At 65.4% G+C, this 14,504-nt stretch carries 12 protein-coding genes; 8 read left to right on the top strand and 4 right to left on the bottom strand.

The genetic code is table 11. The annotated features are described in order from the left end of the window. Positions 1 to 545 precede the first annotated feature (545 nt). From F3J17_RS25300 to F3J17_RS25290, 3 genes are read left to right on the top strand one after another with little or no spacing between them, the layout of a single operon-like run. Positions 546 to 1,010: a (2Fe-2S)-binding protein gene (locus F3J17_RS25300; protein ID WP_167065507.1), complete on the top strand. Its 465-nt coding sequence runs from the start codon at positions 546 to 548 to the stop codon at positions 1,008 to 1,010. Beyond that, positions 1,003 to 3,240, top strand: coding sequence for a xanthine dehydrogenase family protein molybdopterin-binding subunit (locus tag F3J17_RS25295; RefSeq protein ID WP_167065506.1), 2,238 nt, complete (start codon positions 1,003 to 1,005; stop codon positions 3,238 to 3,240). Before F3J17_RS25300 ends, F3J17_RS25295 begins: the two co-directional genes overlap by 8 nt. A 47-nt stretch (positions 3,241 to 3,287) precedes the next feature. Further along, positions 3,288 to 4,613 (top strand): cytochrome c, encoded by a 1,326-nt coding sequence (locus F3J17_RS25290; protein WP_167065504.1) that lies wholly within the window; start codon positions 3,288 to 3,290, stop codon positions 4,611 to 4,613. A 51-nt stretch (positions 4,614 to 4,664) separates the two neighbouring features. Here F3J17_RS25290 and F3J17_RS25285 read toward each other — a convergent pair whose 3' ends face one another. Together F3J17_RS25285 and F3J17_RS25280 are read right to left on the bottom strand one after the other, a co-directional pair. Beyond that, positions 4,665 to 5,606: an ROK family protein gene (locus F3J17_RS25285; protein ID WP_167065502.1), complete on the bottom strand. Its 942-nt coding sequence runs from the start codon at positions 5,604 to 5,606 to the stop codon at positions 4,665 to 4,667. Between the two features lie 17 nt (positions 5,607 to 5,623). Beyond that, positions 5,624 to 7,096, bottom strand: coding sequence for an APC family permease (locus F3J17_RS25280; protein WP_167065500.1), 1,473 nt, complete (start codon positions 7,094 to 7,096; stop codon positions 5,624 to 5,626). A 271-nt stretch (positions 7,097 to 7,367) separates the two neighbouring features. Here F3J17_RS25280 and F3J17_RS25275 point away from each other — a divergent pair, with 271 nt between their 5' ends. Then, complete coding sequence (locus F3J17_RS25275; RefSeq protein ID WP_167065496.1) at positions 7,368 to 8,606, top strand: ROK family transcriptional regulator; 1,239 nt, start codon at positions 7,368 to 7,370, stop codon at positions 8,604 to 8,606. Between the two features lie 30 nt (positions 8,607 to 8,636). Here F3J17_RS25275 and F3J17_RS25270 read toward each other — a convergent pair whose 3' ends face one another. After that, complete coding sequence (locus F3J17_RS25270) at positions 8,637 to 9,218, bottom strand: cytochrome b/b6 domain-containing protein (RefSeq protein ID WP_167065494.1); 582 nt, start codon at positions 9,216 to 9,218, stop codon at positions 8,637 to 8,639. Positions 9,219 to 9,350: 132 nt separating this feature from the next. Between F3J17_RS25270 and F3J17_RS25265 the strand changes: the two genes are divergently transcribed. The 3 genes from F3J17_RS25265 (at position 9,351) to F3J17_RS25255 (ending at position 12,408) form a co-directional block, all read left to right on the top strand. Continuing rightward, on the top strand, positions 9,351 to 9,695 hold the full coding sequence (locus tag F3J17_RS25265) for a hypothetical protein (protein WP_167065492.1): 345 nt from the start codon (positions 9,351 to 9,353) through the stop codon (positions 9,693 to 9,695). Between the two features lie 144 nt (positions 9,696 to 9,839). Then, entirely contained in the window at positions 9,840 to 10,862 is a 1,023-nt protein-coding gene (locus tag F3J17_RS25260; RefSeq protein ID WP_167065489.1) for an alcohol dehydrogenase, read from the top strand. A 142-nt stretch (positions 10,863 to 11,004) separates the two neighbouring features. Further along, entirely contained in the window at positions 11,005 to 12,408 is a 1,404-nt protein-coding gene (locus tag F3J17_RS25255; protein ID WP_167065488.1) for a sensor domain-containing diguanylate cyclase, read from the top strand. A gap of 36 nt (positions 12,409 to 12,444) precedes the next feature. On the opposite strand, the gene F3J17_RS25250 is transcribed toward F3J17_RS25255, so the two are convergent. After that, on the bottom strand, positions 12,445 to 13,833 hold the full coding sequence (locus F3J17_RS25250) for a uracil-xanthine permease family protein (protein ID WP_167065486.1): 1,389 nt from the start codon (positions 13,831 to 13,833) through the stop codon (positions 12,445 to 12,447). Positions 13,834 to 13,952: 119 nt separating this feature from the next. Here F3J17_RS25250 and F3J17_RS25245 point away from each other — a divergent pair, with 119 nt between their 5' ends. Beyond that, a complete protein-coding gene (locus tag F3J17_RS25245; protein ID WP_167065484.1) occupies positions 13,953 to 14,369 on the top strand; it encodes an SgcJ/EcaC family oxidoreductase in 417 nt (138 codons plus the stop codon). The last annotated feature ends 135 nt before the right edge of the window (positions 14,370 to 14,504 follow it).

The raw sequence follows: 14,504 nt of genomic DNA, 5'->3' as shown, positions 1-14,504 counted from the left end.
TCTCCTCATGTCCAGATCGCGGGAGTTCGCTGCGGGTTGCGCGGCGATTCCCGTCGTCGTTACAGGCATTCGCGCCGCCTCTTACGTGCGTGTATGCGCGATGCGTGGCCGCCTTTGGGTAGGGGCGACCGGCTGGCTTGAATGCCGAACGCGGATACTCGGGCGATGCATAGATCGCGTCCAATGCTGAATACACATAGCGTCATGCGTAATTTGCATGACATGAGAAAAAGTGCAGACAGGTCAGCAGATTCTCGCGCGTGATGCGCATTCACGTTCATCAATGTGATGCGCCATGTTTAGCGCAGCGAGAGGGCGTCCCGGGCTCCATTCGAGATTTTCAGGCAGGTAATACGGATTTTTCGGCATGGCCGATTCGGTTCCCTGCCACTAGACTCGGAAGGTCGTGCGCGAACGGGCGTGCTGCTTTTACTCGCCTTGTTTGCTGCATCCGCATTCACGTCACTCACGTACTCCAACAACACAGCGCCGGTCCGCGCGAGCGCGCAGGGCCCAGCCATTCCCCACAAGAAAGGTCCACGATCATGGTTGAGATAGTGATTAACGGTCAGCACCATCAATTCGATGGCGATCCCGAGATGCCGCTGCTCTGGTATCTGCGCGACGAACTCGGCCTCACGGGCACCAAGTTCGGCTGCGGTATGGCGCTGTGCGGCGCCTGCACCGTGCATCTGGACGGCCAGCCCGCGCGCGCCTGCGTGACGCCGGTTGGCGCGATCTCGGGGCGCAGCGTGACGACCATCGAAGCGATCCACGAGCAGAAAGTCGGCGCCGTGGTGCAGGCCGCGTGGATCGAGAAACAGGCGCCCCAGTGCGGCTACTGTCAGTCTGGGCAGGTGATGTCGGCGGTCGCGCTGCTTAAAACCAAACCCAATCCGACCGATGCCGATATCGACGACGCCATGAGCGGCAACATCTGCCGCTGTGCGACCTATCAGCGGATTCGCGCCGCGATCCACGAAGCTTCGGAGGCGCTCAAGCATGCGTGATCCGAAACTCACTGACGATGGCGCACGCGCGACGATCTCGCGCCGTCAATTTCTCGCTGGCATGTCGGCGCTTACGCTCGCGGTGGGTTTTCGCGGCGGCCTGGCGGTTGCGGCCACGCTCGATCCCGCGAAGAACGCCACGCAGTTCAGCTTCGAGCCGAATGCGTTTATCCGCGTGGACGCCAGTGGAGCGGTGACGGTTATCGCTGAGTATCTGGAGATGGGCCAGGGCACCTTCACGGGCCTCGCCACGCTGGCCGCCGACGAACTCGATGTGCCGCTCGACAAGGTCAGCGTCGAAGCCGCGCCCGCCGACGTGAAAAAGTACGCGAACCCCATGTTCGCCGCGTTCGGCTGGACGTTGCAGGCCACCGGCGGCAGCACGGCGATGGCCGGCGCGTGGAAGCAGATGCGCGAAGCCGCCGCTGCGGCGCGTGTGATGCTCGTCAGCGCCGCCGCGAAGCAATGGAAGGTGGACCCGGCCACGCTGCATGTGGAAGACGGCGTAATCGTTCACGCGGCTTCGGGCCGCCGCGCGGGCTACGGCCAGTTCGTGGCCGCCGCTGCGCGCGAGCCGGTGCCCGCCAACGTCGCGGTCAAGCAACCGGCCGATTTCAAGCTGATCGGCAAGCGCGATACGAAGCGCGTCGATATTCCGGCGAAGGTGAATGGCTCGGCCATCTACACGCAGGACATGAAACTGCCGGGCATGCTGGTGGCCGTGATCGCGCATCCGCCGCGTCTGGGCGGCAAGGTTCGTCATATCGATGCGAGCAAGGCGAAGGCGATTCGCGGTGTGGTCGCCGTCGTGCAGATTCCCGGCGACGATGAAGTGCAGGGCGGCGTGGCCGTGCTGGCGCAGAACACGTGGATCGCCCGCCAGGGCCGCGACGCACTGAACATTACGTGGGACGACAGCCACGCGTTCGCGCTCAGTTCAACGGATATCTTCAGCCAGTTCCGCACGCTCGCGGACCAGCCCGGCAATGTGGCCGAGCAGCGCGGCAAGGTGCTCACGGCAGCGCCCGAGGGCGGCAAATATATCGAGGCCGTCTACGAGCAGCCCTATCTCGCGCACGCGCCAATGGAGCCGATGAACTGTCTGATCCAGTTCCAGGGCGATCGCTGCGAGATCTGGAACGGCGAGCAATGGCACACCGCCGACCAGGCGATGGCGGCGAAGGAACTGGGCCTGAAGCCCGAGCAGGTGACGATTCATCAGCTTTATGCGGGCGGCAGTTTTGGGCGTCGCGCCAATCCGCATTCGGACTTCGTGCGGGAGGCCGCGCGTGTGGCGCGCGCGGCGCACGCTCAAGGCGTGACGGCGCCGGTGAAACTCGTGTGGATGCGCGAGGACGATATGCGCGCGGGCTATTACCGGCCTCTCACGGTGCACAAGGTGCGCGTGGCCGTGGACAAGGCCGGCGCGCTGGTGTCGTGGAATCACGATGTGGTGGGGCAAAGCTTCATGCAACTGCCGAAGCCCGATTCGATCGATCCGGTGCTGGTGGAAGGAGCCGCCGATATTCCCTATGCGATTCCCAATTTCCGCGTCGCGCAGCACAAGGCGAAACTGCCGGTCCAGACGCAGTGGATGCGCTCGGTCGGGCATACGCATTCGGCGTTTGTCGGCGAAACCATGATGGATGAAGCCGCGCGTGCAGCCGGTAAGGATCCCTATGCATTCCGACATGCGCTGCTCGGCAAGATGCCGCGCCATCGCGGCGTGCTCGAACTCGTTGCGCAGAAGTCAGGCTGGTCTACGCCGCTCAAGCCGGGGCCGCAAGGCACGCGGCGCGGGCGCGGGATTGCGCTGCAACTGGCTTTCGGCACTTATGTCGCGCAGGTGGCGGAAGTGACCGTGCAGCCCGACGGCGCGTTCACGGTGGACCGCGTGGTGTGTGCGGTCGATTGCGGCATGGTGGTGAATCCGGACATCGTCGCGACCCAGGTGGAGGGCGGAATCGGCTTCGGCCTGACGTTCCTGCGCACGGCGATCACGTTCGACAAGGGGCACGTCCGGCAGGGCAATTTCAACGACTACCCGGTGCTGCGCATGAGCGGCATGCCGGTGGTCGAGGTGCATATCGTGCCGTCGAAGGAAGCGCCAACCGGCATCGGCGAACCGGGCGTGCCGCCCGCTGCGCCCGCCGTGGCCAATGCGCTGGCCGCCGCCACGGGCGCGACGATCCGCTCGCTGCCGCTGGGCGATTCGCTGCGCCCGGCGTGAGCCTCCCGCTTGCTTCTAACCGATAACACCCAACGCACCCATACATCGTGAAAATTCGCAGAATCATCGGCTATACGGCGCTCGCGGCGGTCGTAGCCGCCGCCGTCCTGTGCGGCCGCGCCTGGCTCTCGCCCGCGGGCAGCGAGCCGCAACCGCCCATCGCGGGCACGCCCGCCGATCTGGCGGCCACCGTGGCGCACGGCGAATATCTCGCCAAAGCCGCCGATTGCGTCGCCTGTCATACGGCGCAAGGCGGCACGCCCTACGCGGGCGGGCGGCCGTTCAAGCTGCCCTTCGGCACCATTTACGCCACCAATCTCACGCCGGACAAGGACACCGGCATCGGCAACTGGAGCGACGACGCCTTCGTGCAGGCCGTACGCGCGGGCATCGGCTCGCATGGCAATCTGTACCCGGCGATGCCGTACACCTCGTACACACAGCTAAGCCGCGACGACGTGCTGGCGATCAAGCAATATCTGCTGAGCTTGCCGGCCGTGCATCAAGCGCCGCCCGCGAACACGCTGTCGTTCCCGTACAACCAGCGCGTGGGCATGGGCGTGTGGAACGTGCTGTTCTTCCATGAGCAGCGCTTTGCGACCGATCCGGCGAAGAGCGTCGAATGGAATCGCGGCGCGTATCTCGCGACGGCGCTCGGCCATTGCGGCGAGTGCCACACGCCGCGCAACGTGGGCTTCGCGATGAAGTCGCGCGACTATCTGTCGGGCGCGGAAATCGAGGGCTGGAAGGCGTACAACACCACCTCGGACCAAAGTTACGGGATTGGCGCGTGGAGCAATCAGCAGGTTGCGCAGTATCTGTCGCAAGGGCATGCGCCGGGGCGCAGTTCGGCGGCGGGACCGATGGCCGATGTCGTCGAACATAGCCTGCAGTATCTGACGCCCGGCGATATCACGGCGCTTGTCACGTATCTGCGCAGCGTCGCGCCCGCGACCGGCGCACAGACCAACGAAGCCGCGACGATCAACCTCGATCCTTCGGCGGCGCGCGCTTCGAATGCGGTGCTGCCGGGCGCGTCTGCTTCGGGCCCGGCGCTCGAACGCGGCCAGCGGCTGTTCGCGGGCGATTGCGTGGGCTGCCATCAATGGAACGGCGCGGGCCGCCAGAGCGACTATGCCTCGCTGGTGGGCAGCCACGCGGTCAACGATCCATCGGGCGCTGCGCTCGTGCAGGTCCTGCTCAACGGCACTTCGCTGACGGTCAACGGCCGCTTGCAGCAGATGCCGGGCTTCGCGGGCGCGTACACCGATTCGGATATCGCGGCGGTCGCCAATTTCGTGCTGAGCCATTTCGGCTCGAAGCAGGGCACGGTGACGGCGGAGCAGGTGGGCAAGCTGCGCGCGGCGCAGTGAAGGCATGCGGGCGCGGGGCGTGATGCGACGCCCCGCACGCATGCGCGAGGACTATCGCGACGTCAACGCATCGGCAGCGGCGACGATCGCGCCTTGCAGCGCCGCGTCATGACCGAAAGCGGCGATGCAGACTTCAGGCGGATACGGCAAGGCGCGGCGCACGAGCGCTTCGATGCGCGTCGCCACGGCGGGCACGCGCGCCATGCCGCCGCCAATCGCGATGCGTGCGGGGTCGAGCATGATGGCGACGTTGGCCACATGCAGGGCGAGCGCATCGAGTGCATCGTCGATCAGCGCGGCCACGTCCGGCTGCGTTGCCGCGAGCGCGAACGCTTCCCGCGCGCTCACCGCCCGCCCGAGCAACGCCGACGCCCGCGCCGAAATCCCCGCGCCCGAAACATGCTCTTCGAGCGGCGCAGCGCCATCGGCAAAATGGCGCTCACCGGGCACGCCGCGCAACAGATAGCCGATCTCGCCCGCCGCGCCGTGCGCGCCGCGCAGCACGCGGCCACCCACCACCGCGGCGGCCGCCAGACCCGTTCCCACGTTTACGTAGAGCCCGTAATCGACGCCTTTGAGCGCGCCGTCGCGCGCCTCGGCGAGTGCGGCGGCTTTCACGTCGGTTTCCACGCTCACGCTCGCCACATCGAAGTGATCGCGCAGCACGTCCTTGAGCGCAAGCCGCTCCCAGCCCGGATTGTTGGGCGCGAGGCGGATGCCGTCCGGCTCGACGATGCCGGGCGTGACGGCGGCGATGGCGCGCAACGTCTGGCCGGTTTGCGCGGTAGTTGCTTCGACCAGTTCGCGCGCCGCCGCGAAAGTGCGCTGCATGACGCGCTCCGCGCCTTCACTCGCGAGCGTGGGAATCTCGCGCGTGCCGAGGCGCAGTCCCGCGCCGCTTGCCGTCGCCATCGCGATCTTGGTGCCGCCGAAGTCGATGGCGAGCGCGAATGAAGAAGGCGAAGGCAGGTTGGAGGTTTCGATGTCTTTCATGATGCGATGAATGCGGTTTAGTGCTGGGCGGCGTCTTCGGCGCGCTGGCGTTCGAGGAACACTTCGCGCACGTTCTTCGGCCCGAACGGCCATTGTCGAGCGAAACGCGCCCAGATCAGAAACGCGACGAGCCCGAGCACGATCCAGCCCGTGGACATCAGTTGCGACTGGCGGTCGGTGGCATAGAACACATAGAGCCAGCCGATCAGCGCGAGCACGCTTGGCAGCGGATAGAGCCATTGACGATAAGGACGGCGAAGCGTCGGCTGGCGGCGGCGCAGCACGGTGAGCGCGGCGATCTGCGCAACCGACTGGAGCAGCACGGCCACGGCAACCAGCATATTGATGACGGTGGTGAGATCGAAAAACGTGCCCGCCGCCGTGACCACGCCCATCACCAGCAGAGCGACGTGCGGGAAATCGTGCTTCGCGTGCAGCTTGCCGAAGGCGGCGAGAAACACGCCGTCACGCGCGGCATGGAAGGGCACGCGCGAACCACCCAGCAAACCTGCGAACACCGATGCAAACGCCGCAATCAAGATCAGCACCGTGACGACGGCCGCCGCCGCGTGGCCCCAGTTGCGCTCGACCACGAGCGAAGCCACGGAAGTGGACTTCGCCACGTCTTGCCACGGCACCGTGCCGATCACGCCGATGTTCATCGCCAGATAGAACACCATCATCGCAAGGATCGACACGATGATCGACGCGGGCATGGTGCGGCCCGGGTTCTTGAGTTCGTCGCCCATATAGGCCGTGGTGTTATAGCCCGCGTAATCGTAGATGGCGATGATCAGCCCCGCGCCCAGCCCCGTGAAGAACTTGCCGATGTTGCCCGCGTCGGGCGGCAGGGCAAGCGCCATGTGCAGATGGAAATCCGAATATGCCGCCGCCGTGGTGAGGCCCACCGCGAGAATCATGATGATCCACAGGATCGTGCTGAGCGTGCGGATCGATTCGATGCGGCGATAGAGCGCCAGCACCACCAGCGCGACCACGACGATGCCGAGCACGTGCGACTGCCACGGCGTGAGATTCGGGAAGAAGAAGCCCAGGTATTGCACGAAGCCGATGATGCCCGTGCTCATGATGAGCGGGATCGACAGCATGGCCGTCCAGACGAACAGGAAGGGCATGAGCTTGCCGGTGCGGTACTGGAACGCCTCGCGCACGTAGAGATAGGTACCGCCCGCGCCTGGCATCGCTGCGCCCAGTTCGGCCCAGACGAGGCCGTCGGCCATCGCCAGCAGCGCGCCGCAGATCCAGCCGATCACGGCCAGCGGCCCGTTCATCACCGCCACGATGGCGGGAATGGTGAGGAACGGCCCGACGCCGCAGATCTGGATCATGTTGACCGCAATGGCCGGGAACAGGCCCACCGAGCGGCGGAAATGCGGGGTGTCGGAATCGGCGGCAGGGCTCGCGGTAGTCGGCGCGTGGGCCGCGCCGGTGTTGGCGTCGGCGTTGGTCTGCCAGGTGGAATCGCCCATTGCTGTGTCTCCATGCGGCGCGCGCCGCGTTCTCGTCGATGGGAAAGGGGACTTGCCAAACATCGTTGCCGCGTCTTTTTTTGCTTCGTCGGCTTGATGGGTGAATGATAGGAAAGGTTCTTTACGAATGCAATCGAGTCAAAATCGGGGAGAACCCGAATCCGCTGGCGAACTGGCGATCCTTGCCCAGCAAGCCATGGCGTTGATAGGATCGGGCACCCCATCGAGCACCCTCGCGCGTTGATATGGCGCGCCACGCAGCGGATCACGTATGAACCAGTCTCACCGCAAGCCTTCATCGTCCGCGCCGGTCACGCGCGGCCCGGCCTTCGTGCGCCAGGACAACGAGTGGGCGATCTATCAGCACCTGCTTTCGCTGGCCCCGGCTTCCAGCCCGCAACTGGCGGAAAGCACCGGCTTGTCAAAAGTGACCGTGAACGCCGCGCTGGCGAATCTGGAGCGGCTGGGACTCGTGGAGCAGAGCGGCGTGCGCGAGGGCAGCGCGGGTCGTGCGCCCCGGCTCTATATGCCGCGAGCGCGGGCTGGTTTCGTGCTGGCGATCGACGTGGGGGCGGCGTGGGTGCGTGGCGCGCTCGCCGACCTCACGGGGTTGGTGGTGGCGCGTGTGCAGTTGGCGACGCCTGGCGATCCTTCGCGGCTCGTCGGCGAGATCGTCGCGGTGCAGCGGGCGTTGCTGGCGGAGCAGAGCATTGCCGACGACGACGTGCTGGCGACCGTGTTCGGCTCGCCGGGCGTGTTCGACGCGAAGGACGGCCGACTGCATCTCGCGCCCAATCTGCCCGACTGGGAGCGCGCGGACCTCGTGCCCGCGTTGCGCGAAGCGCTGGGCGAGGAAACGGTCTTCGAGAACGACATCAACCTTGCCGCGCTCGGCGAGCAGGCGCATGGCATCGGGCGCGGCGTGGAGAACTTTGTGTTCATGTCGATCGGCACCGGCGTGGGTCTGGGGATCGTCGCGAACGGCAAGCTGCATCGTGGGGCGCATGGGTTCGCGGGAGAGATCGCGGTTTTGCGGCCTGCGCCTGTTTTGGCCGTGCAAGGCGAGCCTGTGGCTGAGCTGGTTGCGGGTGAATCGACTTTCGAATCCTTCGCTGCGGCCAAGGGTGTGGTGGCGAATGCGCGGCGTTTAGGGCTCGATGTATCGAATGCGGAGGCCGTATTCGTCGCCGCGCAACAAGGCGATGCGCGCGCGCTGGCGTGCGTGGCGGAAGAGGCGCGTCAGCTTGCGTGGGGGCTGGCGGCGATCATCCCGATTCTCGATCCGGCGCTGGTGGTGCTGGGCGGCGGTATCGGCCATAGCGGCACGCTTTTGCTGCCCGCAATTCGCGAGCATCTGGCCGCGTGGCTGCCGATTCCTGCGCCAGAGCTGGCGATATCGACTACGGGCACCGATGCGGTGTTGCTAGGCGCGATCGTGCAGGGCGTGGAACTCGCGCGCGTCAAGGCGTTCGAGCGGATTGGGCATGAGGTGCGGGAAGTGGTGGGGTGAAGCACGCAGCCGTGGCGCGTTTACAAGCCCTCAAACCATCCGCCTAAGCACACCATTACGCGCGATCCACTGATGCTTCACCACCGCAAGCACATGCAGCAGCACCAACCCCGCCAGCACGGCGCAACTCGCGCGATGAAACACAAATAGCCGTTCAGTCAGCGCGCCTTGCTCGAACGGCGTCGGAATTTCGACCACGCCGAAAAACTCATAGCCTTTCGGCACCATCAGATAGCCGCTCGCCAGCACGGCGAAAATCGTCAGATAGAGCAGCCGATGCACGCCATGCGCAATCAAGCGCTGCATCGGCGAAACGCCGGCGAGCGGGCGCGGCGACACACGCACCGACGCCCACCAGACCCGCAGCGGAAACAGCACGATCAGCACCGTCGCGATCGACATATTCAGACGCGAAAGACACTCGCGCAGCGGGCCATCGGGCAGTTGCGCGAGCGCATAGCCCGCGACCGTGGCGTAAAGAATTGCGGCCGCGAAAATCCAGTGCAGCACACGCGTAAGGGCGTCGTAACGTACGACCGCGCGATCAACCGCGCCCACGCTTTCGACCGCATCACCCAAGCCCGGCGCCAACGCGCTCTCGACCGTTTCCATCCGCCGTCCGCCGATCAAAAATTGCAAATGATAATCAACTGCATTGACAATTTGATTACGCCCCGAATTACACGGCACGCCGCGTGCTTGACTCCAGGGCATGCCAGCCCAACGAGACGGGAGGACGCAACGATGAGCACCCACATTGATCTACCCAGCGCAGTTCCGGCTGATCCAACGGACCCTGTCCAGCGCCCGCTGGCAGACGACGCCCCGCCGATCCTGCCATCGGAGCAAAACCGCCCGTTCGGCGATGCCGTGCCTGCGCCCACCGAACCCGGCCTCGATCAACCGCTGCCGCCCAAGTCGAAGCCCACCGATCCTGAGCCCGCCCCACAACCTCACCCGGACGAGGTGCCCGAATCGCCGCCCGAAGAAATCTCGGTTCCCATTGGCGATGCCGTTCCCGCGCCGACAGAGCCTGGCCTCGACCAGCCGCTGCCCGAGAAAAACGCCCCCAGGCCCGAAACACCCTGATCGGCTGCACGCCGTCCGCCGCCTGCCGCCCATGCGCGGCGATTTTTTCCGCTGGAGTACGCTGCTAGCGCGTCACTCACCCGCGGCGTCGCATGACCGATACCGACGAACGCACGCCGCGCTTCCCCATTCAAGGAGCAGACGATGCCAACGATGCAGGCAGTGCAGGTAGCGAACGCGGGCGGACCGCTCGAACTGGTCGAGCGGGACATTCCCGAACCGGCCGCAGGCCACGTGCTGATCAAGGTGCAGGCCTGCGGTATCTGCCATAGCGATTCGCTGACGAAGGAAGGCCACTGGCCCGGTCTGCAATTTCCGCGCGTGCCGGGTCACGAAATCGCTGGTGTGATTGAGCGCACGGGCGAGGGCGTCGAAGGCTGGAGCGTTGGCCAGCGCGTCGGCGTAGGTTGGCACGGCGGCCATTGCGGCCATTGCGAGCGCTGCCGGCACGGCGACTTCGTGCTTTGCCAGAACGCGCAGATCCCCGGCATCAGCTACGACGGCGGCTACGCGCAATATATGGTCGCGCCGCAGGAGGCGCTCGCGCGCATGCCCGACGATCTCTCGGATGTCGACGCCGCGCCGCTGCTTTGCGCAGGCATCACCACCTTCAACGCGCTGCGCCACAGCGGCGCGCGGGCGGGCGATGTGGCGGCGATTCTCGGTATCGGCGGGCTGGGGCATCTGGGCGTGCAGTTCGCGCGCAAGATGGGTTTCGTGACGGTGGCGATCGCGCGCGGCCAGGACAAGGCGCCGCTCGCCAGGCAGCTGGGCGCACATCATTACATCGACAGTTCGGCGCAGAACGTCGGCGAAAGCCTGCAGGCGCTCGGCGGCGCGCGCGTGATTCTGGCCACCGTCACCAACGGCGAGGCCATGAGCGCGGCGCTCGCGGGGCTAGGCGTGAACGGCAAGCTGATCATGGTGGGCGTGGCGCAGGAGCCCGTCGAAGTGCCGGTCACGCAGTTCATCATGGGGCGGCAATCGGTGCAGGGCTGGCCATCGGGCACGGCGGCGGATTCGCAGGAAACGCTGGCATTCAGCGCGATCTCGGACGTCAAGCCGATGATCGAGGAGTACCCGCTAGAGCGCGCCGCCGAAGCTTACGATCGCATGATGAGTGGCAAGGCGCGCTTTCGCGTGGTGCTAACGCCGGGTAAGCACTAGGGCCGATAGGCGACGACGGCGCTAAAGGTCGTCGCGCGCGTCGCCGTTATAAAGGCGTTGACCACGGCGGCGCGCTCACGCCAGCCGCCGTGGCGCGTTTCATCATCGCCTTTATCGCGTCCTCGGGCCGCCCAGAAACTGCATGAGCAAGCTGATCACCTCACGGCGTCCGACCCATCTGCATCGCTGGATCGCATTGGGACTGGCCTTGGGGATCGGCGTGCTGGTGGCGCTGATCCTGCCGTTCGCTTCCGACGCGTTGCCCGCCTGCGTTCCCTTCGTGCCGATCTTCTGCACGGCGGTCGTGATCACCGAAGCGATTACCTCGCTGCTCATGTGGGTGCGTTATCGCATGGGCAAGTCGACGATCGATGCGGCGCTGTCGGCGGCCTACGCTTTCAGCAGCCTGACGTGCGCAGTCCAATTGCTGATTTTTCCGGGCGTGTTTTCGCCCACCGGTTTGCTGGGCGCGAGCAAGCAGACCGCAGTCTGGATCTGGGTGCTCTGGCACGGCGGCTTTCCCACGCTGGTGCTGCTCGGCTTCACCGCACACTGGCTGGCGCAGTCGCGCTTTATTTTTCGCCTCAAGCACGCGCGTTGGCTGATTCTGCTGGCGCTCGCCGGCAGCGTGCTTGGCTGCATCGTCGCCGTGCGTTTCAGCGACGCGCTGCCGATGCTCATCAAGGACGGCTCCTATAGCCTGCTGCGCCATAGTCCGGTTGCGTTCTACGTCGTGATCGTCTCGGTGGCGGCGCTCGCGGCGCAGCTCGCCAGCGGGCGTTTGCGCACCGTGCTCGATCTCTGGCTCACTATCGCGCTGCTGGCTTTTCTCGCCGATGTGACGCTCACGCTCGCTGGATCGGCGCGTTTTACGCTCGGCTGGTATGGGGCGCGCGTGGCGTCGGTGATCGCGTCGTCGGCCTTGCTGGCGGCGCTGCTCGTCGAAATCTCGATGCTCTATTCGCGCCTTGCGCGCATCAACGAAGATCTGGAAGAGAAGGCCAACCGCGACGCGTTGACCGGTCTCTACAACCGCGGCTGGTTCGACATGGCCTACGCGCGCGAATGTCTCGTGGCGCGCCATCAGGAGCAGCCGCTATCGGTGCTGATGGTCGATGTCGATCACTTCAAGCTGTTCAACGACGCCTATGGGCATGCCGCGGGCGACGATTGTCTGCGGCTGGTCGCCAACGCGCTGCAAGGCTGTTTGAGGCGCCAGGGCGATGCCGTGAGCCGTTATGGCGGCGAGGAGTTCGTGGTGTTGCTGCCGGGTTGCGCGACGGCGTCGGCGCTATCGATTGCCGAGGCGATGCGCAGCGCCGTGCGCAAGCTCGACCTTCCCGCGAAAAGCCCGGCGGGACGCGTGACGATTTCGCTGGGCGTGTTCACCTGCGAGGCCGGGAAATCGCATGCCGACGACCCGCTGCAATGCGCCGATGCGAATCTGTATCGCGCGAAAGCTGCGGGGCGGGACAGGGTGGTGGCCGGGCGCTCCGCGAAGGGCCGAGGCCCCGGCGGCATCGGTCAAGGCGCGCTGGCGCAATGACCGATGCATCTTTGAAGCGCGTGGGATGATCCGCGCTTAATTGCGCTCCGGCAGGAACCAGTTCATCACGAGCGCGCAGATGCCGCCCGTCGCCACGCCCGATTCCAGCACGTTCTTCAGCGCATGCGGCAGGCTCGTGAGAATCTCCGGCACCTGCGACACACCCAGGCCCAGCGCCAGCGATACCGCGATAATCAGCAGCGCACGGCGGTCAAGCCGGATACCCGAGAGAATATTGATACCCGACGCCGCCACCGCGCCGAACATCACCATTGCCGCGCCGCCCAGCACGGGCTCCGGAACGGCCTGCAGCACGCCAGCGACAGGCGGGAACAGGCCCAGCACCACCAGCATGCCGGCAATCCACACGCCCACATGACGGCTGGCGATGCCGGTCAGCTGGATCACGCCGTTGTTCTGCGCGAACACGGAACTCGGGAACGTGTTGAACACGCCTGCCAGCAGCGAATTCGCGCCGTTGACCAGCACGCCGCCCTTGATTCGTTGCATCCACAACGGACCTTCCACGGGCTGGCGCGAGATCTTGCTGGTGGCCGTGACGTCGCCGATCGCTTCGAGCGAGGTGACGAGATAGATGATCAGCATCGGCACGAACAGCGACCACGAGAAGCCGATGCCAAAGTGCAGCGGCGTCGGGATCTGGAACAGCGCGGCTTCGCGCGCGCCCGTGAAGTCAAGGCGGCCGAGCGCGGCCGCCACCAGATAGCCCACCACCAGTGCGATCACCAGCGCCGTGCTGCGTACCCAGACGATCGGCACGCGGTTGAGCAGAATGATGGTGCCCAGCACCACGCCCGAGAGCGTGAGGTTTTCGGCGCTGGCGAAATTGCCCTTGGCGATGGCGCCGTAGCCGCCGCCCATGCTGATGAGGCCCACCTTGATGAGCGTGAGGCCGATCAGCAGCACCACGATGCCCGTGACGAGCGGCGTAATCAGGCGCTTGATGAAGGGCAGAATGCGCGAGACAGCCATTTCGACGAATGAACCCGCGATTACCACGCCGAAGATCGCCGCCATGACGGTTTCCACCGGCGTGCCCTGCTTGACCATCAGGCTGCCGCCAGCGATCAGCGGGCCGACGAAGTTGAAGCTGGTGCCCTGCACGATCAACAGCCCCGCGCCGAGCGGGCCGAAGCGGCGGCATTGCAGGAAGGTAGCGATGCCCGAAATCACCAGCGACATCGACACGATCAGCGTGGTGTCGCGGCTGGAGACGCCCAGCGACTGGCAGATCAGCAGGCCGGGCGTGACGATCGGCACGAGAATGGCCAGCAGATGCTGGAGCGCGGCCACGAAGGCGATGGTGGGGGCGGGCTTGTCGTCGGGGCCGTAGACCAGGTCGCGGCCGACGGGCGTGTCGTCGATGGGGTGAGGCGCGGATTGCGAGGGCGAAGCGGGTTGCATCGGGAAAGGCCGGTTGGAAGAAAACCCGGGATTTTAACGGGTAGCATTGGGGGAACAATCGAAAAAGCGTTCGACTGGGCGCAATTCGCGCTTTATTGAGCCTTTCTGGAGACACGTAGATGAACCTGAACACCGCTACGGCGCGGATGATTCTGGCCGAAATTCAGGCGGCCTGGAACGCTGCCGCCAGCACCTGGAACCCCGATGCATTCGCCGCTCTTTACACGGAAGACGCGCTGTTCTTCGGCGGACGCCCCGATCATTGCGTGGGCGGCGCGGCGATCCACGCGTATTTCGCGTCCTATCAGGACGTGCTCGAGTCGGCCACGCTTGATCTCGTCGATCAGCATTTTCTGTGGCTCGCCGACGACTGTTTTCTCGCGCAGGGTTTCGGCGATTTCGCGTTCGTGCTGGAAGGCGGCAAGCGGACGTCTCGCGCGCGCATGCGCACGACGCTGGTGATCGCGCAGCATGCGAGTGTGTGGAAGATCAGGCAACACCACTTTTCGGTGCCGCCGGAATCGCCGCCGATCTAACGATTGTTCGAAAATATCTGGGTGCGCGTATCAAACTTTATTAGTTCGAACTCCAAATCAATAGAGTGTCGCGCGATCCCCGTTAGAGCCATTCGTCCTACAAATGCAGTAAGAAATCGGTAAAAAAGATCGGGT

The organism is Burkholderia sp. Ax-1719 (assembly GCF_011753055.1).
GTDB lineage: Bacteria > Pseudomonadota > Gammaproteobacteria > Burkholderiales > Burkholderiaceae > Paraburkholderia.
This window is presented reverse-complemented; position numbering and strand designations above follow the sequence as displayed.

Excerpts from the sequence above, each read along its gene's own strand:
- F3J17_RS25300 (WP_167065507.1), top strand. The coding sequence starts at position 546 with ATGGTTGAGATAGTGATTAACGGTCAGCACCATCAATTCGATGGCGAT.
- F3J17_RS25295 (WP_167065506.1), top strand. The coding sequence starts at position 1,003 with ATGCGTGATCCGAAACTCACTGACGATGGCGCACGCGCGACGATCTCG.
- F3J17_RS25285 (WP_167065502.1), bottom strand. The coding sequence starts at position 5,606 with ATGAAAGACATCGAAACCTCCAACCTGCCTTCGCCTTCTTCATTCGCG.
- F3J17_RS25280 (WP_167065500.1), bottom strand. The coding sequence starts at position 7,096 with ATGGGCGATTCCACCTGGCAGACCAACGCCGACGCCAACACCGGCGCG.
- F3J17_RS25275 (WP_167065496.1), top strand. The coding sequence starts at position 7,368 with ATGAACCAGTCTCACCGCAAGCCTTCATCGTCCGCGCCGGTCACGCGC.
- F3J17_RS25270 (WP_167065494.1), bottom strand. The coding sequence starts at position 9,218 with ATGGAAACGGTCGAGAGCGCGTTGGCGCCGGGCTTGGGTGATGCGGTC.
- F3J17_RS25265 (WP_167065492.1), top strand. The coding sequence starts at position 9,351 with ATGAGCACCCACATTGATCTACCCAGCGCAGTTCCGGCTGATCCAACG.
- F3J17_RS25260 (WP_167065489.1), top strand. The coding sequence starts at position 9,840 with ATGCCAACGATGCAGGCAGTGCAGGTAGCGAACGCGGGCGGACCGCTC.
- F3J17_RS25255 (WP_167065488.1), top strand. The coding sequence starts at position 11,005 with ATGAGCAAGCTGATCACCTCACGGCGTCCGACCCATCTGCATCGCTGG.
- F3J17_RS25250 (WP_167065486.1), bottom strand. The coding sequence starts at position 13,833 with ATGCAACCCGCTTCGCCCTCGCAATCCGCGCCTCACCCCATCGACGAC.
- F3J17_RS25245 (WP_167065484.1), top strand. The coding sequence starts at position 13,953 with ATGAACCTGAACACCGCTACGGCGCGGATGATTCTGGCCGAAATTCAG.